This window comes from Candidatus Ruminimicrobiellum ovillum, assembly GCF_002392975.1.
In the GTDB taxonomy this organism is placed as follows: Bacteria; Elusimicrobiota; Endomicrobiia; order Endomicrobiales; family Endomicrobiaceae; genus Ruminimicrobiellum; species Ruminimicrobiellum ovillum.
This window is the reverse complement of sequence record NZ_DGIC01000010.1, coordinates 238327-263446: the sequence shown is the minus strand read 5'-3', so window position 1 is coordinate 263446 and position 25120 is coordinate 238327. Positions and strand designations below refer to the sequence as shown.

The 25120-nt window shown below is 32.9% G+C and carries 15 protein-coding genes and 1 tRNA gene; 11 read left to right on the top strand and 5 right to left on the bottom strand.

Annotated elements, in window-relative coordinates; all coding sequences use genetic code 11:
- Positions 1-56: 56 nt before the first annotated feature.
- Positions 57-2600, top strand: coding sequence for a DNA gyrase subunit A (gene gyrA / locus B2Y85_RS05775; RefSeq protein ID WP_372519525.1), 2544 nt, complete (start codon positions 57-59; stop codon positions 2598-2600).
- A gap of 120 nt (positions 2601-2720) precedes the next feature.
- Positions 2721-11162 carry a hypothetical protein gene (locus B2Y85_RS05770; RefSeq protein ID WP_372519524.1) on the top strand — a complete coding sequence of 2814 codons (8442 nt, stop codon included), beginning with the start codon at positions 2721-2723 and terminating at the stop codon, positions 11160-11162.
- A 3-nt stretch (positions 11163-11165) separates the two neighbouring features.
- Here the strand turns inward: B2Y85_RS05770 and B2Y85_RS05765 are convergent, their stop codons facing one another.
- The 5 genes from B2Y85_RS05765 to metX all read right to left on the bottom strand — a co-directional run bounded on the left by B2Y85_RS05765 (position 11166) and on the right by metX (position 17343).
- The gene (locus B2Y85_RS05765; RefSeq protein WP_372519523.1) at positions 11166-11882 is read right to left on the bottom strand and encodes a cytochrome c biogenesis CcdA family protein; all 717 of its coding nucleotides are present in this window, start codon (positions 11880-11882) and stop codon (positions 11166-11168) included.
- Positions 11883-11884: 2 nt separating this feature from the next.
- Complete coding sequence (gene nadA, locus B2Y85_RS05760; protein WP_372519522.1) at positions 11885-12793, bottom strand: quinolinate synthase NadA; 909 nt, start codon at positions 12791-12793, stop codon at positions 11885-11887.
- 91 nt (positions 12794-12884) lie between these two features.
- Positions 12885-15608: a cation-translocating P-type ATPase gene (locus tag B2Y85_RS05755; RefSeq protein ID WP_372519521.1), complete on the bottom strand. Its 2724-nt coding sequence runs from the start codon at positions 15606-15608 to the stop codon at positions 12885-12887.
- Positions 15609-15632: 24 nt separating this feature from the next.
- Positions 15633-16226, bottom strand: a complete 594-nt coding sequence (metW, locus tag B2Y85_RS05750; RefSeq protein ID WP_372519520.1) for a methionine biosynthesis protein MetW — start codon at positions 16224-16226, stop codon at positions 15633-15635.
- Entirely contained in the window at positions 16216-17343 is a 1128-nt protein-coding gene (gene metX / locus B2Y85_RS05745) for a homoserine O-acetyltransferase MetX (RefSeq protein WP_372519519.1), read from the bottom strand. Before metX ends, metW begins: the two co-directional genes overlap by 11 nt.
- Before the next feature lie 198 nt (positions 17344-17541).
- Between metX and B2Y85_RS05740 the strand changes: the two genes are divergently transcribed.
- The 9 genes from B2Y85_RS05740 to B2Y85_RS05700 all read left to right on the top strand — a co-directional run bounded on the left by B2Y85_RS05740 (position 17542) and on the right by B2Y85_RS05700 (position 25091).
- On the top strand, positions 17542-18327 hold the full coding sequence (locus tag B2Y85_RS05740) for an electron transfer flavoprotein subunit beta/FixA family protein (protein WP_372519518.1): 786 nt from the start codon (positions 17542-17544) through the stop codon (positions 18325-18327).
- 10 nt (positions 18328-18337) lie between these two features.
- Positions 18338-19540, top strand: a complete 1203-nt coding sequence (locus tag B2Y85_RS05735) for an FAD-binding protein (RefSeq protein ID WP_372519517.1) — start codon at positions 18338-18340, stop codon at positions 19538-19540.
- 17 nt (positions 19541-19557) lie between these two features.
- Positions 19558-20163, top strand: a complete 606-nt coding sequence (locus tag B2Y85_RS05730) for an ankyrin repeat domain-containing protein (RefSeq protein WP_372519516.1) — start codon at positions 19558-19560, stop codon at positions 20161-20163.
- A gap of 74 nt (positions 20164-20237) precedes the next feature.
- Positions 20238-20329, top strand: a tRNA-Ser gene (locus tag B2Y85_RS05725).
- A gap of 104 nt (positions 20330-20433) precedes the next feature.
- Positions 20434-21246 carry an MBL fold metallo-hydrolase gene (locus B2Y85_RS05720; RefSeq protein WP_372519515.1) on the top strand — a complete coding sequence of 271 codons (813 nt, stop codon included), beginning with the start codon at positions 20434-20436 and terminating at the stop codon, positions 21244-21246.
- 225 nt (positions 21247-21471) lie between these two features.
- The gene (locus B2Y85_RS05715) at positions 21472-21999 is read left to right on the top strand and encodes a flavodoxin (RefSeq protein WP_372519619.1); all 528 of its coding nucleotides are present in this window, start codon (positions 21472-21474) and stop codon (positions 21997-21999) included.
- A 44-nt stretch (positions 22000-22043) separates the two neighbouring features.
- Positions 22044-23291: an aldo/keto reductase gene (locus tag B2Y85_RS05710; protein ID WP_372519514.1), complete on the top strand. Its 1248-nt coding sequence runs from the start codon at positions 22044-22046 to the stop codon at positions 23289-23291.
- A complete protein-coding gene (locus tag B2Y85_RS05705) occupies positions 23222-23770 on the top strand; it encodes a pyridoxamine 5'-phosphate oxidase family protein (RefSeq protein ID WP_372519513.1) in 549 nt (182 codons plus the stop codon). The genes B2Y85_RS05710 and B2Y85_RS05705 overlap by 70 nt, the downstream gene beginning before the upstream one ends.
- A gap of 1 nt (position 23771) precedes the next feature.
- A complete protein-coding gene (locus tag B2Y85_RS05700) occupies positions 23772-25091 on the top strand; it encodes a replication-associated recombination protein A (protein WP_372519512.1) in 1320 nt (439 codons plus the stop codon).
- Positions 25092-25120 lie beyond the last annotated feature (29 nt).

Genomic DNA, 25120 nt, shown 5'->3' with positions numbered 1-25120 from the left:
GAAGTATATAGGAATAGAAACGACAGTTTAATGGTTGAAAAACTAAGGAGTATATAATGGCAGAAGATAAAGACTTAAATAAACCGACAGAAGAAAAAGAGGTAGTTATAAATCCGGGAATTCTTCCCACAAATCTTCAAGATGAAATGAAATCATCTTACATAGATTATGCAATGAGTGTTATTGTAGGTAGAGCATTGCCAGATGTAAGAGACGGTTTAAAACCGGTTCACAGAAGAATTTTGTATGCAATGAAAGAAATGGGTGTAAGAAGAAATACACCTTACAAAAAATCCGCCAGAATCGTGGGTGATGTGCTCGGTAAATATCATCCGCACGGAGATTCTTCGGTATATGATGCACTCGTAAGAATGGTTCAAGACTTTTCTATGAGATATCCTCTTGTAGACGGGCAGGGAAACTTCGGTAGTGTTGACGGTGACGATCCGGCAGCTATGAGGTACACCGAAGTAAGAATGGACTATATCGCAGACGAAATGCTTGCCGATATAGATAAAGACACAATAGATTATATTCCGAACTATGACGGTTCGCTACAAGAACCTTTAATACTTCCTACAAAACTTCCGGAACTTTTAATAAACGGTTCATCGGGTATCGCAGTAGGTATGGCAACAAATATTCCTACACACAATTTGTCTGAAGTTATAGACGGAACAATCGCTTTTATAGATGATCCCGAAATTTCAATATCCGAAATAATGAAATATATCAAAGGTCCCGATTTTCCTACGGCAGCTTTAATTTTAGGTAAAGCCGGAATTAAAGATTATATGGAAACAGGTCGCGGTTCCGTAAAAATGAGAGCTAAAACCGAAATTGAAGAAATGAAAGGCGGAAGAGAAGCTATTATTATTACCGAACTTCCTTACCAAGTAAACAAAGCTATGCTTATCACATCGATAGCAAATCTCGTAAAAGATAAAAAGATAGACGGTATTTCCGATTTAAGAGATGAAACCGACAGACACGGTATGAGAGTTGTTATTGAGTTAAAAAGAGATGCAAATGCTCAGGTTGTATTAAACCAATTGTTTAAACATACACAAATGCAAACAAGTTTCGGTGTTATAATGCTTGCACTTGTTAACAACAAACCGAAAGTTTTAAATATTAAAGAAATGCTTTACCATTTCGTAGAGCACAGAAAAATTATTGTTGTAAGAAGAACAAAATTTGAACTTAAAAAAGCGGAAGCAAGAGCACACATTTTAGAAGGTTTGAAAATTGCAATCGACAATTTGGATGCCGTAGTAAAAACAATAAGACAATCCCCCGATACAGATACCGCAAGAATTAACTTAATGGAAAGATTCAGATTATCAAAACTTCAAGCACAAGCAATTCTTGATATGAAATTGCAACAGTTGACAGGTCTTGAAAGAAAGAAAATAGATGAAGAATATATAGAAGTTATCAAAAATATCGAAAGATTAAAATCTATTTTGGAAGATCCTAAAAAAGTTTTGGCAATAATTAAAGACGAATTGTTACAATTAAAAGAAAAATACGGTGACAAGAGAAGAACTCATTTAACTGCGGATGCGGAAGATTTCAATATTGAAGATTTAATTCAAGAAGAAGAAGTTGTGGTTACCGTATCAAATGCAGGATACATTAAGAGAATACCTGTAAATACATACAGAGTTCAGGCAAGAGGAGGCAGAGGTGTTGTAGGTATGACAACAAAAGAAGATGATTTTGTTGCAAAAATGTTTGTAACATCTACACATGCTTACTTGTTGTCGTTTACTACAAGAGGAAGATTGTATTGGTCCAGAGTATACGAAATTCCCGAAGGAACAAGAACATCTAAAGGTAAAGCTATCGTTAACATAATTCAGTTATCAAGTCCGGATGAAAAAATTACTGCTTCAATTCCTATAAGATCGTTTAATCCGAAAGATATTAAAGACGAATATTTGTTAATGTGCACAAGAAAAGGAACAATAAAGAAAATAGCATTATCCGAATTTGCCAACCCGAGAAGAGGCGGAATTATAGCAATAAAATTGGAAGACGGCGATATATTGATGGATGTTAAGAAGATAGAGAAAAATCCTGAAGTTGTTATAGCTACAAAGAAAGGTATAGCAATAAGGTTTAAAGAACAGGATGTTAGAGCTATCGGAAGAGCAGGCCAGGGTGTAAGAGGTATAACGCTTGAAAAAGATGATGAAGTTATAGGTATGGAAGTATTTTCACCTGAAGATGTGTTTGTATCTGTAGCCGAAAACGGTTACGGTAAGAGAACCGAAGTAGGTAAATACAGACTACAAAAGAGAGGCGGAAAAGGCGTTATAAATATGCAAACTTCCGAAAGAAACGGAAATGTTATATATATCGGAAAAGCAAACGAAGGTCAAATAATGCTTATAACCGAACACGGTATAACAATAAGAAGTAAAGTAGACAAAATTTCCATTATAGGAAGGAACACTCAAGGTGTAAGACTTGTAAGGCTTGAAGAAGGCGATAAAGTTGCATCTGTTGCAACGGTAGTAGGTGAAGAAGCCGAAGAAGAAACAAAACCTACGGAATTGGAACAAGCCGCACAAGAAACAAAATCTGAAAAATAATAGATTTCTATTATTTTTAAAATAAAACGAAAGAGAGATGATAGGTAAAAATATCATCTCTCTTTTTATCTTAAAAGATTGTTATCAATAAGAAAATGTATTATACTTTAATAGTATACTATGATTAGAGTTTTATCTGTTTTTACACTAGTTTGTTTTCTTTTAACTAATGTATTGGGCGGTGCCTTTGCCAATACAGCGGTATTTCCGTTGCCGTATAAGTATGACAATAATGAAATTATTACAAAATGCGATACACTGTCCGAGTATGCACAAATAACAGAAAATATTTATAAAAAAGATACTCCGTTAGTTGTAGTAATACACGATTTGCATAACAACTCAAAAGTTCAACAAAACATAGAACAAATCATAAACTTTATTTCCAACAATTCGAAAATAAATAAAATAATAATAGAAGGTGCACCCAACAAACAGATATCAACAAAATTATTTTCTTCAATAGAAAACAAACAATTTATTAATAATATAACAAACGGTTTGTTAAATGACGGGAAAATTTCAGGTGCGGAATCTTTTGTGATAAAAAACGATTTACACAATTTGTACGGACTTGAAAATTGGGATATATATAACAAAAATATCGAACAGAACTTATTGTTAAAAAACAAATATTTACAAGAAACGGATAAAATTTACGATTCTTTTGTAAAAAGCAGAATATATTTTTCAAAACCGCAACTGTTTTCTTTATTTTCACAAGACACGGATTTTGAACAGCGAATTATAAATTTATATGAATTCTGTAATGATAATAATATTGATATAAGTCTTTATTCGGAAATTAACAAATTTATTGCCGTAACAAAATATAAAAACAAGAAAAACATATCAAAAGATTTATCTCGTTTATTTAATGATATAAAGAATAAAATCCCATACCAAAATTATATGCAAATTACCGCTCTTTTAAAAAATATGGATGTAAACGCTAAAGAAAAATTAAATTTAATATTTAATATTATAAAAAACAGTTCACCGGAAACATTGTTAAAATATGAACCGCTTGTTTTATACTTTAATAATATTGAAACAAGAACAAATATTAATTTTTATGCACTCATGCAACAAACAGACACTCTTGAAAATTTTGTCCTGGATAATTTTGTTGATTATAATGAAAAAGAATTAATATTGGTAGATAAATTTATACATATTGTGTCGGAATATGCAAAGTTATCCATATCTTACGATCAATATAAATATTTTGAACAAAATAAAGAGTATTTATATAACGTATCAATAAAATATTTGGATATTCAATCACTAAAAACAATAAACGATATTCTAAAAGATGAAGATTTGAAAAATTATCATTTAACAAACGAACAAAGAAACAAGATTTTTTACGGCAATATAAAATCGTTAATTAATATTTCCGACAATGATAATATGGAAGTAACGGAAACAAATATAATAGAAAACTTAAAAAATATAGATTCGGTAAACATTGTTGTCGTAGGAGGATTTCATAGCGAACTTACGGATATATTAAAACACCAAAACGTTTCAGTACTGTCTGTTATACCGAGAGTTGAACAATTAACCGATTTTGATAACGAACTTGTAAGGACCGAAAACGTTGTTTATAAAAATGCTTTAGCCCCGCCGACTATTTTGATACAAGCCGATGTTTCCGCAATTGCTTCGATAATAAAACAGTGGTCATATTCCATGACAAATTCCGGTATAGATTTTTTCCGACAAAAGCAGGCAATTAAAAGATGGTTATCGGAAAATAAAGTAGATTTAGAGTTTGATATTGTAAATGAAACACTATATTTAGGTTCTGTTCCGATAGATGATATATTAACTCCCAAAACAAGATATAAAAAAGAAGATAACAACCGTAAAAAAAGCACTATTTCCGATATTATGTGGAAGTTGCACGATATATATTCAAATATAAAAACATTTATATCACAAAAAACAAGGAGTATAAAAAAACTGTTTGGCGGAATTAACACATTTACCGATATTTCTTCTTTATCTTCGCAATATATATCAAGAAAATTATTGAACGAAAGAATAATAAAAAATGAATACCAAAGAACACTTAACAGTTTAAACCAAAAAATGCCGGATGTTATAATAATTTCCGTAAGCAGCGAACAGGATAAAATTTTTTGCGAACAGGTGTTGGCAGATATCAAAACTCATCCGAGTTTTCAAAACACGCAGATACATTACATAATGAAAGAACAAGCGGGAACCGCCGAAGGTTTTATAAAATCTATGGAATATTTAAAATCTTCGGATTTCGGGAAAAATTTCAAAGATTTAACTTCGGTAATAATAGATATAGATACAAACGAAAAAGAAAATATAGCAAGACAAGATCTTCCAATGAAATTTAACGGACGAAATATAACTCCTTTGGAGTTAGCGGTGCTTAACGGTATAAGAGCATGTCATAAATTTAAAACAGGCGGCGGTATTGCGGTTATAGATCCGCAAAGTATATATATAGGAAATATGCTTCCTACCGAAGATATTACTTTTATATCGTCTGCAGTTAATATGGAAGAAATTCAACATCACAGACATTCGTTAATAATTAAAGATTATCCCAGCACATTGGAAGAAATTTATTACGGCTTTACACCCGAAAACATTTCCGATATTGTTGAGAGAAAAGGTATAGAGCACAGAAACTTTTATAATTTCGATAATAACAGAATGAGACAATTTGAAATCGCTACCGGCAATATTCTTATCAGTTTTGACGACGAAACAAAATATAAAGAGTTTTTTAATTTTATATCGGAATACGGAAACAATCTTAACAATTTGTCGGAAAAAACACATTTGTTTCAACATATATTTGTTCCTTTTATCAGACTTAAAAACAAACAAAATGTAAGTTCGTATTTTGCAAAAACGGCATCCGCACAAGACAGAGACATATTTATTGATTTTGCCGATAGAATCGCTAACTATTATCAAAACAGCAGTTTAATACAAGAAATGAAGTTCGGAGTGTATCATCAGTCCAAATCTTTATACAGCAGAAATTTTACAAGGCAACTTATTAATAAATTATCGGGAATTTTTAAATCAAAACAATTTCAGCATATAAAACAAAATACAAAATCAACAATACAACAAAAGCAGGTTGTAATAACCGAAACTTTTGATGAAGATAATGCCTTATCGAGAGCATATAAAATGTTGTCGCAAATTCAGGATAAGCAGTTGGATTCATCCGTTGATTACGAACAGGTGTATGACACATTGATAGAAATATTTAGAACAACCCCCGTTCAAAAAGAACTTTATACTTCCGAAAATGTTAATACGGCAAAACTTTATAAATATATGTCCGATATTATAAGCAACACAATTGCCCAAATAAACAACGAACAAATTTCAAATACAAACAGAATAGAAAGAACATACTTGGAAAATTTAAAAATAAGTTTTCTTTCTATGCAGCATTACACAATAGAATATTTAAGATTGTTGGATTACACAACGAATTTATCCACTTTGGGAAGTTATATATTTCCTAAAAGTTCTTTTTTCGAAAAATCGAAGTTAATGCCGTTAAACAGACTTATTTTCGGACTCGCAAGAGGCATAAAAAAATCCAAGCAAAATGTACGAGAACAGCTTGCAACCGTATATTCTTCGGGAAACTTTTTAATAGATTCGTTATATTCTTTTCCTATACTTAAAAACGATATTGAATCATTCATAACAAGTGTTGAAAATCCTAAGGAAAAGACATCCGTAGGTATACAAAAAGAATGGGGAAGCAGAAGAGCCGTTCAAAGATTTTTGTCGTTGTCCATTGCATTACAATCTTTTATGACTACAATAATAACGGCATTAAGTACATCATCATTTACCGTAGCAACAGTTTCTACGGCGGTAATTTCTTTAATGACAGGATTAGGACTTTCCGTTTTTTTACATAGAACGGGAATCGGTATGGGTCAAAATGATAAATTTTATAATGAAAAGAAAAAAGAAATAGAAAATGAACTGGACGGTCAAAATTCCATAAAAGAATCTATGGATTTTTTTGCTTACGATATAAATAAAATTTCGCAGTTGGAAAAATTTTATGCCAAGTTAGCAAAGAATGCATCAAGAGAAAATAAAGAATTGTTAAATTCAACATTAACTTTGTTACATCAATATAAAGAGAACTGCGATTTAATGTTGATAGCCCCGATTTTAAATAACAGCAGACAGCTTTATATATTACTTGCCGGAAGATCCGATTTGCAGTTGCGATTATTACAGTTTATAGATTATTTAGAGAAATTAAACATTGAAGATGAACCGAAAGAATATAAGGGTATAAGTCACGGATTTGTTTCCGATAGAGAAATTCAAGAACAAGAAATCAACGGACATTTGAAAAATTGGTTTGAAATTTTAAAAACAAAATCTGTTACCAAAGAATCAATTGATAACATAATAACAAATGCCACCGAAATAATAGAAAAAACAAATTTTAATCCGACCGTATTAAAAGGAACAAATAAAGATGTTATTATATCTCAATTACAAGATTTTATTTCTTTTTATAACGACACCGTAAAATTATATTCGGCACTTACAAAACAAGAACAAGACAAATTAAGACCGGAAATAGAAATATTGGAAAAGATGGGAGAATATGCAACTCAATATTATAAAGCATTAAATTATTTGGTAAGTTTGGAAATTTTATACGGATATAGAGTTTCCAAAGGAAACAAACTTTACTTTTTGGAACTGACAGGCTTAATGTCGGTTGTAAGAAATGTATATGGTATACAAGCCGGAATATTTTTATCGAAGAGAAGATTTTTAAAATCCATTACGGCGGTAAAAAATACAGGTAACGAAATACTAAACGGATTATATGACGACAAAATTGAAGAAACGGTGGATTCGTTTTTCAAAGAGAAAGAAAGCCCGAATTATTTTTATTTAGGTATTATAGAAAGTTGGAAAGACAGAAAAATGTTGTCGAGATTTTTGCCGTTGGTTTTATTTATACAAAAAGTTGCAACATCCGTAATTTCCGGCTCATTTTATTTTCAAACATTTGTGATGTCGTTTTTTACGGGTGTAGGTTTAACTGTAAGCTTGCATTGGCTTTCAATAATGATAGGATTTTTTAAAACTTTAGTTATAAGTAAAAAAAATATATCCGCAAAAGAAGGAAAAAATACAATAGAAACCAACAGACAATTGTTGTTGCAAAAACATATAGATGAATTGGCAAAAGTTCCGTACGGACAAATGCCCGACTTGATAATTTTGGTCGGTTCTCAAAGCAGATACACGGCAAAATCGTTAAATGAGGGTGTAAGAAATATAAGAAAGTTCGGAAATTTACAATCCGTTCCTATAGAATCCATCGTTACAAAAAACGACGGTAACGGTAACAGTTTGTTGGATGTATTTAATTTTATTCAATCAAAACAATTTGAAAAAGATTATCCTTCACTATCGCAAAAAGATTTAAGAGATTTAAAAATAGTTGTAGTTAATATCAATGAAACAAATTCGTCCGCAATAAATCAACAGCTCGATATGGAAATACTCGATAAACAAACAACACCGTTGGAACTGTCTTTGTTAAATGCTGTTTGTATGATACAAAAAAATAAAGGACAAAAAGGGAATATCGTTATTGCCGATCCCGGATATATGTATTTGGGTAATTTAACACAAACGAATAATATAACCATGTTTGCTTCGAATGTTACTTATGAACAATTAAAAAATCAAAGTTTACCGCTATTAATTTCGGATCAAGCCGATTTTTCTCAAGACGGCAGCAGCCGTTTAAAAAAACTTTACAGAAATTTCGACTACAAAAAAATATCGAATATTGCCGTGGCATATATGTTTAGTCGTATGTATGATACCGATAATATTTCTCTTGTTCAAATGCCGGCATATGCCGGGCTTATAGGTATGAATTTTGACGACGATAATAACTTTGATTTATTGTTGAAGTTTATGAACATTGCAAGGGAATATGAACAATCTTATAAAGGAAGGAAATTTAAAATCGATCTGATTCAACATTTGCTTACTCCGTTAACAATGTTAATGAATAAAGAAAATATTTTTGTTTATTTGGAAGTTTTAAAAGTTCCCATATCGAATTTGAATCCTCAAATAAAAAAAGAATACGATGATTTCTTTTACGGATTGTTCGACAGGCTTAACAACGAATTTCAAAATGGAATTTCAGATTCGTTTATTAATGTTGTATCGTCGCAGGATTCCACTTTAACCAGAAGCGGCATTCTGGGAAATATTTTCTATAAGAATTTTATTTCGTTGTTGAGCACTCTAAAAAATTTCAATGCAGGTAAAGCGGTAGATAAAATTGCGGATACAATGAAAAATATGTTTGTATCTCAAAAACAATCCGGTATTTTAATTGTTCCGCAACTGACACCGTTTTCAAGACATCAACTTTTTGCATTCGATAACGAGCTCAGCGGTAACATTGCAATTACATCTTTTGATCAATTATCGGACGACAAAAAAGATTCGGGTGTAATTATTAATGTCCCCGTTGAAAATACCGTAATTCCCGCAAAGGTATATTATGATGTTATTGTAGATAACAAAGGAAATAATCATGTTGTTGTAGCATTTATGCCCGTATTGCTTGATAATATTGATATGTATTCTTCCGTAACGGAAACGGATTTTATAAAATCGATTTTATCGGAAGATAAAACAAAACAAAACAAACTGAGAAAACAATTATTTATCGGCAGAGCAACATTAGCATTTATTAAAGAATTGCAATCAAATTCCAAATTAAATTTTATATATGATAATTCCGATTTTATGGCGGACAATGTTGACGCATCTTATATTGTATCTTTCGACGATTCCGGATTATTCAGTGTTGCCGAACTTATAAAAGATGATTTTTTCACGGATACCGATTTACAAAATATTAAACATATAAACATTGTTACAAATCAAAAATCAACAAATATTACGGTGGATGATATAAAAAGGTTACGATTATCACCGTTGGTTAATAAGTATGAAATATCCGACAACGAACAACTGAACTTATCGTTATTATTTAAACTTGTATCAAATTACAATTATTCGTTTGAAGATTCGGATTTTTCGTTATTTTTGAAAAATCCGAAACAATATGCACAAGATATGCTGAAAAAAATATTCGACACAAAAACCGTAATAAGAGATTTTTCTAACATAAACACTGTTACGGAAACGGATATAAATGCGCTTTCTTCGGAAGAGTTTAAATATTTGTTAAATGATGTTAAACCGGAAAGCATTATAATAAAAAATGTTTTTTATCGTGGAACGGAATTATTTAATATTTATTCGTTGGATATTTATTCCGAAATAGACAGGCTTAATAATACCGAATTAGATAAATTTAAAACTTTATTGGACGGCAATAATACTTTAAACAACAGTAAAATTTTTGTTTTAAATAATTTGTTGCAATACATAAAATCAAATAAACAGGAATACGAGCCGTTCAAACAATTTTGTGAAGGTATGTCCCCCGAATTAAAAAAAGAATTGGAGCTTTTAACTGCCGGAATGATTATAAATAACCAATCAGTTACCGAAGAAACAATTGAAAAATTAAAAGCGGAAAATTCGGATAAATGGAATTATTATTATGAATTAAACCAATATATGCAATATATAGCATATATTCGTTATCAACAAATTACGGAGTTGTCGCAATTGTCAAATACCAAAATAGTGTTCGGTATAGATATTTCGCAAACTTCGTTAACACAAACTGTTTCCCAAATAAACAATCTTCATAAGATGTTTGGTATTAACGGTTTTAAATTAAACGGATTACCGAATAATATTTATCAGCAACAAACAATTGCATATATTCATAAAAATATAACCAATGATATTGTTTTAATTTTTGATGATATAACACAAACAATAGATGTAAGCGGATATAACAATATTATTTGTTTATCAAACACAGTCTCACAAGAAACAACAAATCATTTGAAAATTGATTTATCTTCAACGGAAGATATAAACGACTTTTTAACAACATTATCAAAAAATAATAAATTGATGACATTATATATTGATATGAGCAATATTACGGGTAATTCCGCTATTTTAACAAGATTTTTCTCGTTGATAAATTTATTAAAGAGTGCCGATACTTTTGATTATGTAGAATACGGCAGGCATTTTATAAACAAATATAAAGATGATATTTTATTTGATACTAAAAAAGGAAATATTAAAATAATCGATATTTCAAATATAGATGATATGAACAAAACAAATTGCTTTTCTTTTGTTTATAAAGTTTTGTTTGAAGCAAATATAAACGACATAAATAATGACGAGTTGTTTGAATTAATAGCTCACTTATATATGCAATATGAATATTCAAACGATTTAAATAAAGAAAAAATAGTATTAGAACTGAAAGGTATACTTTTGGCTATAGCACAACTTCAACAAATTACGGAAATTTCATTTGAAGATAACGGTATTGATTTCAATAACATCAATTCGATACTTGCTTGTGCCTAATAATCAACCGAGCACTTTCATTATGTGCATTGTTATTTTGTTAATCCCGCCGGACATTATCAGTATTCCCATAAGTATTAAAAGTGTTCCGGAAACGATTTCTATTACTTTGTAATATTTTTTTAACGAGTTAAACAATGTTAAAAATTTACTTACAAATAATGCGGTCAGTATAAACGGTATTGCAAGACCTAAAGAATAAATTAAAAGTAAAAGCGTTCCTTTTGCAATTGTTCCTTGAGTTGCTGCCATTATAAGAATAGATGCAAGTATCGGGTCAACGCAAGGTGTCCAACTGAATGCAAAAGCGCACCCTATAAGATATATGGTGAAATAGTTTGAAGTTCTTTTTATTTTGTCCATCCAGGCGAACTGTTTATATAAAAGTTTTATTTTGAATATTCCGAGCAGATGTAACCCGAAAATAATAATAATTATTCCGCCGACCGTTCTTAAAATATCTATGTTATTTAAAAAGAATTGTCCTATAATTGTTACCGATAATCCCAAAAACACAAATACTGTAGTAAATCCCAACACAAAACAAATCGATGATAAAAAAACGGATAACAAATTTTTTCTGTTATCCAATTCTTCTATAGACAGGCCTGTAACTAATGTTATATATACGGGTATAAGAGGCAAAATACAGGGACTTATAAAAGTTAATATTCCCGCAAAAAGACTTGCAAATATTGGAAAGTTACCTAACTCTTGCATTATTAAGGTTTTACCTCAAGCATTTTTTGTATCGGAACAATTGCTTTATCCGCAATTTCTTTAGGAACTTTTATCTCGTTATTCATTTCTTTCAGAACATTTAACACTTTATCCAACGAATTTTTTTTCATGTTTGGGCATACCGCCAAATCCGTAACGGGATAAAACTTTTTGTTTGGATATTCTCTTTGTAATTTGAATGTTATCTCGTTTTCCGTTCCTATAATAAATTCTTGTTTATCACTTTTTGCAACATAATTTAATATGCCGGTTGTGGATAATACTTCGTCTGCAAGTGCAACCGTTTCAGGGCAACATTCCGGATGAACCAGAAAAACCGCATTAGGATGCATTTCTTTTTGTAATGCAACATATTCCGGTAACATTTTCATGTGCGTGGGACAAAATCCGTTCCACAAAATAAGTTTTTTGTTTAACACTTTTTGTGCATAAGAACCTAAATTTCTGTCCGGACAAAATATTATTTTATCGTTTTGAACCGACTTAACCACATTTATTGCATTTGAAGATGTACAACAAATATCTGTTTCGGCTTTAACTGCCGCAGACGAATTTATATATGTAACAACCGTTGCTCCTTCATTTTCTTTTTTAAATTGTCTTAACTGTTCTGCGGTTATCATATCTGCCATAGGGCAACCGGACTGTAAATCGGGTAACAAAACTTTTTTATTCGGGCTTAATATGGAAGCGGTTTCCGCCATAAAATGTACACCGCAAAAAACAATAACATCGGCATTTGTATTTGCTGCTTTTCTGCTGAGCTCCAAAGAATCGCCTGTGAAATCTGCAATAGATTGTACTTCTTGCCTTTGATAATTATGAACAAGTATTACGGCATTTCTTTGCTTTTTTAAGTCTTGAATTTGTTGTATTATTTCTTCTTGCATAACATTTTACCCTTAAATTAAGATACGATTACTATACTAAATTCTCTAAATAATATTTTCGAAAATTATAAATTGTAAATTAGAAAAAAATCTATGATTTTTTTCTAACAATATTTCCGATAAATTTGCTTGTTCCTATAACGGCATACACAATGAATCCCAATATGAAAAGTCTGCCCCAGGAAGCAAGCGATATTCCTTCCGTTGAGAAGAATGTATTTACCGGAGAAACATATAAGAATATAAGTTGTGTTGCAAACATTATAAAGATACCGAGCCAAATGTACGGATTTGAAAATAAACCTAATGAAAACATAGATTTTGTCATCGAGCGGCAATTTAATAAATACATACTTTGACATACTATAAATACGGAAACCGCAACTCCTCTTGCCTGCGCAAGTGTGGCTCCGTGAGCAAGTTCATAATTAAACAATATTACTACACCGGTAACTATTATGGCACTTATAATTGCAAGTCTGTACCAGAAAACTCCGTCCATAATTTTCATATCCGAACTTATAGGTTCCCTTTCCATTATTCCTTCTTCTTTCGGTTCAAAAGACAGCATCATACCTAAAAATAATGCCGTAGACATATTTATCCACAGAATTTGTTTCGGTAATATCGGAAGTTCCGGCATGTTAAGGAAAATTGCCACCATCATGGCAATACCTTGTGCCATATTTGTAGGGAGTGTCCAAATAATAAATTTTCTTATATTATCAAATACACATCTTCCTTCTTCAACGGCAGCAACAATAGAAGCGAAATTATCATCGGTCAAAACCATATCTGCGGATTCTTTTGCAACTTCCGTTCCGGTTATTCCCATAGCAACACCGATATTTGCCTGCTTTAACGCGGGAGCATCATTTACACCGTCACCGGTCATGGCGGCAATGTTGCCTTGTACTTGTAATGCTCTTACAAGTCTTAACTTTTGTTCGGGAGTTACTCTTGCAAATACCGAATATTTTACCGCTATTTCCTTTAATTTTTCATCGTCATATTGTTCAAGTTGGCTGCCTGTTATTGCTGTATAGTCGGGATTTTCTCCTTTAATTATTCCTATAGCTTTTGCTATTGCCGAAGCGGTTAATGCATGGTCACCGGTAATCATTTTAATTTTTATTCCGGCACTGTGACATTTTTTAACGGCTTCTATAACTTCCGGTCTTGCGGGGTCTATCATTGCTTGAAGCCCTACGAAAGTTAATCCGGTTGCAATATCTTCATGTCTTAACTGTTTATGGTTTTCGTCTAAGTCCGTGTATGCAAAACATAAAACTCTTAAACCTCTTGTTGCCATTTCGTTTGCAACTTTAACTATTTCATCTTTATCGAAAGGTATTTTATTGCCTTGTTTATCAAGCATATAAGAACACATATTCGTAATTTTTTCTACGGCACCTTTTACAAACGCAATGTTTGTTCCGCCGTTTTCATGTAATGTTGCCATATACTGATATTGAGATTCAAAAGGTATAGTATCGAGTTTCGGATATTGTTCTACAAGCTCATCATTAAGTTTTGCTTTTGCTCCGGAAACTATTAAAGCACCTTCGGTAGGATCGCCTTGAACATCATTTTTTCCGTCAATATTTATTATTTTTGCATCGTTACATAAATAGCCTGCCGTTAAACAAAGTTTTAAAGATTTTGAATATTCTATACCTATAATCGTGTTGTTTTCTTTAAGTTTTAATTGACCGTCAAAACTGTAACCTGTCCCGGACACTTCTATTGTTTTACCGTCCGTAAACATTTCAACAACGGTCATTTGGTTTTCGGTTAAAGTTCCTGTTTTATCCGAACAAATTACGGTTGTGCTTCCTAAAGTTTCTACCGCAGGAAGTTTTCTTATAATGGCTTTTCTTTTAGCCATTCTTGAAACGCCGATAGCAAGAGTAATTGTCATTGCTGCGGGAAGGCCTTCCGGTATTGCCGCAACGGATAAACCGATAGCCGCCAAGAACATCAATACCCAACCTTGATTGTGGTATATACCTACACCGAATGTAACTACAGCCATAGTTAAAATTAAATATATTAAGAATATACTGAATTTTGCCATTCTTTGAGTTAACGGCGTATCCAATACATCCGCAGAAGAAATCAGTTGAGAAATTTTGCCGACTTCGGTATTATCGCCTGTTGCGATAACAACGCCTTTACCGCTGCCGTAAGTTACAAGAGTAGAAGCATATAACATATTTTTTCTGTCCGCCAAAACGGTTGAAGACGGTAAAGTGTTAATGTTTTTTTCTACAGGCAAAGATTCGCCGGTAAGGGCCGATTCGTTTATTTGCAGTTCTCTTGATGATATAAGTTTTATATCGGCGGCAACTTTATCTCCGGAAACAAAGAATAAGATATCGCCCGGAACAACTTCGGAAGAATCAATATGCATTCTTTTTCCGTCTCTCATTACCACCGCTTGAGTTGTCATGGACTTTGCAAGAGCTTCCAAAGATTTTAATGCTTTTGATTCTTGAATAAATCCCACTATTGCATTAACCAAAACAACACCGAATATTACACTGCAATCCGCCCATTGTTTCAAAAACAGTGTTATAAAGCCGGAAATGATTAACACATATAAAAGACTGTTATGGAACTGTAAAAAGAATCTTTTTATAGGACCGTCACCTTTTTTCTGTGTTAAAATATTTTTCCCATATTTTTGTTGTCTTTCGGAGATTTCGCTTTCTTTAAGTCCGGTATGAGCATTGCTGTTAAATTCTTTTAAGACATCGTTAATTTCAATACTATGCCAAAATTTTTGTTCTTGGTTTGTTCCGTGATTTTCCATCGTTTTTCCTCTGTTTTTGCGAGATTATTTAGTAATTACGAAAATTGCCTGTTGAGCAAATAAGTTCGGTAATATATGACAATATTTGTTATTAGCTATAAAATATTTTTCCATTATTTTGTACTTTCTTTCTTTGCAGAAAACTTCAAAATCTTTTATGCTTAAACATCTGATATTCGGAGTATCGTTCCATCCGTACGGAAGAGATTCCGTAACAGGTGCTCTTCCGCCGAAAAAGAGTTTACTTCTTACCGTTATATGAGCAAAGTTGGGAAATGCAACAATAACTTTTTTACCGATTCTTAAACATTGTTTTAATACTTCATCGGTTCTTGTAACCTGTTGCAAACTTTGGCTTAATATAACAAAATCAAAAGTATTATCTTTGTAAAAATCTAATGCCCCGTCTATATCCGAATGCATAACACATAACCCTTTTTCCACACATTTATATATTGCATCTTCGGATATTTCCACACCTTGAGTATTTGCTTGTTTATTTTGTTCAAGTAAAAACATTAAATCACCGTCACCGCACCCCAAATCCAAAACTTTTGATTTCGGTGTTACGATTCCGGCTATTTTTAAATGTGATAATAAAGTATTTTTATCTTTCACTACCAAAAACCTCATCATATAATCTGTTTAAAAAGTTTTTTACGAGTCTTGTTTCATCTTTTACTTCCAAAAGAAAAGCATCGTGTCCGTAAGTGGAAAATATGTTACAGTAAGTAACTTCCTGATTTTTCATCTTTAAAAATTTCACTATATTTTCCGATTGATACGGAGGATACAGCCAATCGGACTTAAAGGATATAACCAAAAATTTTATATCCAAATTTTTTTCTTCCGGTAAAAAATTGTCTTTTTGAACATCAAAATAATCTATAGCTTTAGATAAATATAAGTAACTGTTGGCATCAAATCTTTTTACAAAAGAACTTCCTCTGTATCTTAAATATTCTTCCACTTCAAAATCGGCATTGAAATCGAAATTTTCATTCGGTTCCGGATTTTTAACGGGAAACTTTTTCTGCATGGAATAATCGCTCATATATGTAATATGTCCCAGCATTCTTGCAACCGCAAGACCTTTATCCGGTTCGGGACCTCCGTAATAGTGTCCTTTTTTCCAGGCAACGTCGCCCATTATTGATTGTCTGCCGACTTCGTTAAAAGCAATTTGCTGAGGCGTGGATCTTAAAGTAATTGCTATTGGAATTGCTGAATATATAAATTCCGGATAATCCATTGCCCACTGTAATACCTGCATTCCGCCCATGGAACCGCCCGCAACGGAAAACAATTTTTCTATACCGAAATATTCAACCAATTTCTTTTGAGCTTTTACCATATCTGATATCGTTATTGCCGGAAAATCCGTTCCGTACGGAACACCTGTTGCCGGGTTTATTGATTCCGGTCCCGTAGTTCCGGCACAACCGCCCAAAACATTTGAAGCAATAATAAAATATTTGTTGGTATCAAAAGCTTTTCCTGGACCAACCATTGAGTCCCACCAACCGGGTTTTTTGTCCCCTTCGTGAAAACCCGCACAATGAGCATCACCCGTAAAAGCATGAGTTATCAATATGGCATTGTTCTTTTTTTCGTTTAAAGTTCCGTAAGTTTCGTAAGCTATTGTAACTTGCGGTAAACTTTGCCCGTTTTCAAGAACAAGGTTTTCAAAAGTAAAATATTTAGTTTGAACAATTCCTACACTATCTCTTGCCAAAATAAAACCTCATTTAAAATTAAAATAATAATGAATTTCATATTATAGTATTTTTTGCATCAAAAATATAGTGTTTATATGTTTTTTATATTAAAAAAAATTGCATAAAATTTATATTTTTGTTATTATCTAAAAGATATAAACAAGAATAAATTATCTTGTTTTTTTATTTTTCAAATTAAATTCGGAGGATATAAAATGCACATACTCGTTTGCATTAAACAAGTACCCGGAACGACCAATGTTCAAATTGATCCGGAAAGAGGTACTTTGAAGAGAGAAGGTGTTGAAGCTATAATAAACCCTTTTGATGAATATGCTATAGAGGAAGCAGTAAGACTTAAAGAAAAAGTCGGCGGTAAAGTTACCGTTATTACAATGGGACCTCCTCAAGCGGAATCCGCTTTAAGAGAAGCTATTTCAAGAGGTTGTGATGATGCAATTCTTATAGGTGACAGAGCATTTGCAGGTGCGGATACTTGGGCAACTTCCTATGCTATATCAACCGCAATTAAAACCATACCGGATTTCGGTGTAATATTTTGCGGGAAACAAGCAACAGACGGTGATACCGCACAGGTTGGACCTTCGGTAGCTGAAATGTTAAACATTCCGCATGTTGCATATGTAAGAAAAATCGAAGAAGTTACTGAAAATTCAATAAAAGTTCAAAGAATGATGGAAGACGGATACGATTTAATAGAAGCTCCGGTTCCTTGCTTGCTTACAGTAGTTAAAGAAATAAATACACCGAGAATTCCTTCGCTTAAAGGTAAAATGGCAGCAAAAAAAGCGGTTATAAAACAATTAAATGCAGCGGCAATAAATGCAGATACTAAAAAAACGGGTTTGGCAGGTTCTCCTACACAAGTTAAAAAGATATTTACACCTCCTCAAAGAACAGGCGGAGAAAAGTTTGAAGGTGAACCTCAAGATATAGCTGCACAGTTGGTAAAGAAGTTGGTGGACAACAGCTTAATATAGGAGAATAAAAATGGCTAATAAAATAATTGTAGATTTAGATAAATGTGTAGGTTGCGGAGCTTGTGAAGCTGCTTGTCCGTTCGGTGCAATATCTTTAAAAGACGGTAAAGCCGCAGTTGACGGTGAAAAGTGCAGATTTTGCGGTTCTTGTGTTCAGGCTTGTCCCGTAAGTGCAATCACAATGCAAAAAGAAGAAGTTAAAGATGCCGTAGATAAATCTTTATATAAAGGTGTATGGGTATATGCAGAACAAAGACACGGTGAAATATCATCTGTAGTATACGAACTTTTAAATAAAGGCAGCGAGCTTGCAAAAACATTAAATGTTCCTTTAAGTGCCATACTTATCGGTTCAAATATATCTGCAAAGGCTCAGGATTTAATAAACAGAGGTGCAGACAAAGTTTATGTTTATGATGATCCTATCTTGGCGGAATTTCAAGACGATCCGTATAGTTGCATATTGGCAGACTTAATAAAAGAAGAAAAACCTGAAATCGTATTGATGGGTGCAACAAATATAGGAAGATCTTTTGCTTCAAGAGTTGCAGCAAAAATTTATACCGGTCTTACTGCCGATTGTACGGCATTGGAAATAGATTCCGAAACAAGAAATTTAATGCAGACAAGACCTGCTTTCGGCGGAAACATCATGGCAACGATTTTAACACCGAGACACAGACCGCAGATGGCAACCGTTAGACATAAAGTATTTAAAGAAGCTAAAGTTCAAGAAGGCAGAACAGGTGAAGTTATAAATAAAACAGTAGATGCACAAAAAGTTATTAACAGAACAAAATTCATCGGTTTCTTTAAAGATCAAAGTGCAGATGTAAATATTTCGGATGCAGATATTATAGTTTCGGGCGGCAGAGGTTTAGGTAATCCGGAAGGATTTAAACTTATAAAAGAATTGGCAGACTTGTTGGGCGGAGCGGTAGGAGCATCAAGAGCAGCCGTAGATGCCGATTGGATACCATATTCTCATCAGGTTGGTCAGACCGGCAGAACGGTAGCACCTAAAATTTATATTGCTTGCGGTATTTCTGGACAAATTCAACATATGGTCGGTATGAGTTCATCGGATACAATTATAGCAATAAACAAAGATAAAGATTGCCCTATGATGCAAACAGCAACATATTCGTTGGTTGGTGATTTGTATGAAATTATTCCGGCAATAATAAAAGAAATAAAAAATGTTAAAGGATAAGGAGAGGTAAAAGTAAAATGAAAAAATTAGTAATGTTGGTAGCAGTATTTGTAAGTTTGGCAGCAGTTTCGGTTTATGCAGCAGATTCGTCACAGTTTATTGACATTTGTAAAGAAGGCGGAATAGCAGCAATACAAAGTATGTTAACCACAGGTACCGTTGATGTAAATGCTGTTGCAAAAGAAACGGGAAAAACAGCTTTGATGTCAGCTTGTGAAAACACATCATCTTCAGCAGTTGCTATAGTTGGTTTGTTATTGAATAAAGGTGCAGATGTTAATGCAGCAGATGTTCTCGGAAAAACAGCTTTGGATTATGCAAAAAACAATGTAAAATACGGCGATAAAATTGTTCCTCTTTTGGAAAAAGCAGGTGCGGTTAAATCGGCAGTTAATACAATAAAGAATTCTTCTGCAACAGTTTCTGAAATGGCAACGGCAGCAGCAACGGCAGCAGCAATACAATATGCAACATCCGAAGAAGTTTCAACAAAAGATCTTGCAACAACAGCAGCAAATGCAGCACAACAAACAGCAGCAGCAAAATCAACAGAACCTAAACAAGAAGAAGCAAAAGAAGAAGGCGGTTTCTTCAGCAAATTGTTTAGTTTCTTTAAGAAATAAGTTTTTTGACAAGTTTTTCTACGATGATAAATTGTAGAAAAAAACAAATTATGATATAATTTGAAAATAAATCTGGAAAGGTCGCATAGTTGGTCTAGTGCGCCGGTTTGCTAAACCGGTGTACAGGTGAAAGCCTGTACCGAGGGTTCGAATCCCTCCCTTTCCGGATTTTTTTATTTTTAATAATACATTTTTGTATAATATTGATTGTAACAATAAGTTGAAACGGAAGTCTAAAATAATAACGATATTATATAAAGGAGCATTATTATGAAAAAAATATTTTCAATAGTTGCAATGTTGTTTTTTGCTACGGGCTTGTTTGCTGCAAACACCGTAAATATGAAACTCGGTAAATTTGATGTAACGGCAATACAAATACAGCCAATGAACCACAAAAAAGAATTGTTTCGCTACAAAGATGAAAAAAAACTTCAAGAATTTTTAAATCAAACAGATTCAAATGCATCTGCAATAAATGTTTTTTATGTTGATACCGGTGACCACAAAATATTGTTTGATACAGGCATAAATGCACCTGCATTATTGGAAGCATTAAAGAGTATCAATGTTGATCCTAAAAATGTGGATATTATATGTATTACCCATATGCATTACGACCACATAGCAGGTCTTATAAACGACTATAACAAAACATTCCCCAAAGCAAATGTTTATATTGCTCAAGAAGAAATCGATGCAAACAAAACTTCCGAAGTCTTGTTGGCATATCCGAACAGAATAAAATCATTTAAACAAAACGAACAAATATTGCCCTTTATAAAATCTGTTCCGGCATTCGGACATACTTTAGGACACACAATGTTTGAAGTTACAAGCGAAGGACAAACAATGTTGGTATGGGGCGACATTTTGCATGCACCTATACAATTTCAAGATCCCGAAATTTTTTTGGTATATGATACAGATCCTATACAGGCATTATCTGTAAGGAAAAAAGTTTTGAAAGACTATGCGGATAGCGGCAAATATATCGCAGGTGCACACCTTTTGAATTGCGGTATAGGTAAATTGCAAAAAGATGAAACCGGCAAATATCAGTTTGCTTTTGTTCAACAATAAATAATATTTTCTTGACATTAGAGCTACTCTAACTTATAAAATAATAAGATAGAAGAATGGAAAAGGAAATTAAAAGATAACAAAATTTGTTTTTAACAAATTTTACAAGTTAGCTTCCAAATCCTCCAATCTTCTAATCATCTAATCTTCTAACAAATCTGGAGGGTTTTTATGAAAAAAATAATGGTTTGTGCAGTAGTGGTAACAATTTTAACTTGTGGATTTATGTTGTTCAAAAATAATAATGGAGGCGAGGTTATGGCAGAATCAAAAAGCAACAAGAAAGTTTTGGTAGCATATTTCAGTGCAAGCGGAGTAACGGCAAAGGTTGCAGAAAGACTTTCTAAAGCAACCGGAGCAGATTTATTCGAAATTAAGCCTGCACAACCATACACAAGTGCAGATTTGGATTGGACAAACAAAAAAAGCAGAAGCTCGGTAGAAATGGATGATAGAAATTCCAGACCTGCTATTGCAAATAAAGTTGCAGATATGAGTCAATATGATGTTATTTTTGTAGGGTTCCCTATTTGGTGGTACAGAGAACCTTCAATCATAGATACATTTATGGAAAGTTATGACTTTTCAGGTAAACAAGTTATACCTTTTGCAACTTCCGGCGGTTCGGGAATGGGTGATTCCGGCAGCATTATGCAAAAGTTATCACCTAAAGCTAAAGTTGACAGCGGAAAAAGATTTAGTTCCGGAGTTTCTGAAAAAGATCTTAAAGATTGGGCTGCTAAGTTTTTTTAAAGTTGCTTCATTATAGCCTAAAATCTTATTTTCGGAGGGATTGTATGAACAGAAGACAATTTTTAAAATCTACGCTATTTACAGCAATAGGCGCGGTTGTATTATCTGCATGTAAAAAAGTTACTGCGGAAACCAAAAAAATTGTAGGAAAAGTTTATACAAAAAAATTTAAAAATCTCGATATATCCGCTATCGGTTTTGGTCTTATGAGACTTCCTCAAAAATTAGGCGGTCCGGATGTTGAAGCAGTTCAAAAAATGGTAGATTATGCAATGGAACATGGCATAAACTATTTTGATACCGCATGGTTTTATCATGGCGGTAAATCGGAACTTACGGCCGGTAAAGTATTAAAAAAATATCCCAGAAACAGTTTTTATTTGGCCGACAAACTTCCGTTAAGTCGTCTTGGCGGGAAAGATACAGTTATACCGACTTTTAATGAACAGTTAAAAAAATGTCAGGTAGACTATTTTGATTTTTATCTTGCACATAATATAAATAAAAGCGAATGGGAAACAGTAAAAAATTATGATGTTTACGAACAACTTTTACAAAAGAAAAAAGAAGGTAAAATAAAATATTTAGGCTTTTCCATTCATGATACACCGGAACTTTTAGAAGAAGTTATCAGCACATATAAGTGGGATTTTGTTCAACTTCCAATCAACTTAATAGATTGGGAAAAAACTGATAGCAGCGGTTGGTATGGCGTAAATGCAAAAAAACAATATGAAATTGCGACAAAAGCAGGTCTTCCCGTAGTTGTAATGAATCCTTTAAAAGGCGGACAATTATCTACACTTAACAATGCTGCGGTAGAATTATTGAAAAAAGAAAATCCCGATGCTTCTCCGTCTTCATGGTCATTGAGATATGTTGCATCTTTAGAAAATGTTTTTTGTGTGTTAAGCGGTATGACGGAAATGGAACATATGGTAGATAACGTTAATACATTTATAAATTTTAAACCTTTAACCGAAAAAGAACAAAAAGTACTTTCCAATGCTATTGCCGTATATAAATCTTCCGGAGCAATAACATGCACTTATTGTCAATATTGCGTAGGATGTCCGATAGGAATAGATATTCCGAAAAATTTCAATATATACAATCAATATAAAGCAGACAACAAAAAAGAAAATTTTATTGCCGCTTATGAAAGTATTAAAGCGGAAAACAGAGCCGATAAATGTATAAGCTGCGGAGTATGTAAACCGAAATGTCCTCAGAAATTGGATATTCCGACATTATTGAAAGATGTTGCAGCTCTATACAAAAAATTGAGTTAACAATGTTCAGATCGATGAGAAGATTTAAACAACAATTAACACAAGAAGAATGTGTTGAAATATTAAACACCGAAGTCAGAGGAGTGTTATCCGTATTAGGCGATGATGATTATCCTTACGGTATTCCGATAGACTTTTATTATAACCAACAGGAAAACAAAATATATTTTCATGGCGCCAAAGAAGGTCACAAAATAGATTCAATAAAAAGACATAACAAAGTTTCGTTTTGCGTTTATGATAAAGGTTACAAAAAAGAAGGTCATTGGGCTCTGTATTTCAAAAGTGTTATAGTTTTCGGTAAAATAAAAATAGTTGAAGATTTTAACAAAGCGGTAGAAATTTGTCGTAACTTATCTTTAAAATTTACAAAAGATACTTCCGAAATTGATATAATGATAGAAAAGTATGCAAAAAATGTAATGTGTTTGGAAATGGACTGTGAACATATTACAGGTAAATCCGTAGCGGAAAAATAATATGGAAGAAGAATCATTATTTGAAGATAATACCAATCAACCATTGGCTTGGCGGTTAAGACCGAGAAATTTGGAAGAATTTGTCGGTCAACAGCATTTAGTCGGTGAAGGAAAAATATTAAGAAAGCTTATAGAAAACGATAAGATTTCTTCCATTATATTTTGGGGTAATCCCGGAATAGGCAAAACTACTCTTGCAAGAATTATTGCCAACAAAACCAACTCAAAATTTATAGATTTTTCCGCCGTTACAAGCGGAATAAAAGATATTAAAGAAGTTATGGCTCAAGCCGAAAACAACAGAAAGTTCGGTCAAAAAACTATAGTGTTTGTGGACGAAATTCATCGTTTCAATAAAGCACAACAAGATGCTTTTTTACCGTTTGTGGAAAAAGGCAGCATCATTTTAATAGGAGCCACAACCGAAAATCCTTCATTTGAAATAAATTCCGCTCTTTTATCCCGTTGCAAAGTTTTTGTTTTTAAACCGATAGAAACTAAAGATTTGGTAAAACTTTTACAAAGAGCAGTTACCGATGAAAGAGGGTTTGGTAAAGAAAAAGTTGTAATATCGGACGACATGCTTAACATTATTGCCGAATTTGCCAACGGTGATGCAAGAACGGCGCTTTCAACTTTGGAAATGGTGGTTTTAAACGGTGACATGGACAAAAACGGTAAAATTACCGTTACAAAAGAAACTTTGGAACAATGTATTTCAAAAAAGAATTTGTTGTACGACAAAAATGGTGAAGAACATTACAACATAATTTCGGCATTACACAAATCCATGAGAAATTCGGATCCGGATGCTGCGGTTTATTGGCTTGCGAGAATGTTGGAAGCAGGCGAAGACCCGTTATATGTTGCCCGCAGAGTTACGAGGTTTGCAAGTGAAGATGTAGGTCTTGCAGATCCCAGAGCACTGGAAATTGCGGTAGCCGCATACCATGCTTGCCATTTTATAGGTATGCCGGAATGTACCGTTCATTTAACTGAAGCTGTTGTTTATATGTCTTTAGCACCGAAATCCAATGCAATGGATACGGCATATCATCTTGCCGCGGAAGATGCAAGAAATCACCTTGCGGAACCTGTACCGTTAGTAATAAGAAATGCTCCCACAAAACTTATGAGAGAACTAAATTACGGTAAAGGTTATCAGTATGCACACGATACAAAAGATAAACTTACAAATATGCAGTGTTTGCCGGACTCTTTAAAAGATAAAACTTATTATTATCCTACGGAACAGGGGTTGGAATCCAAATATAAAGAAAGATTGAAACAAATAAAAGACTGGAAAAAAGCACATAAATAATTCTTAATCATTTATATGCGAAACGAATT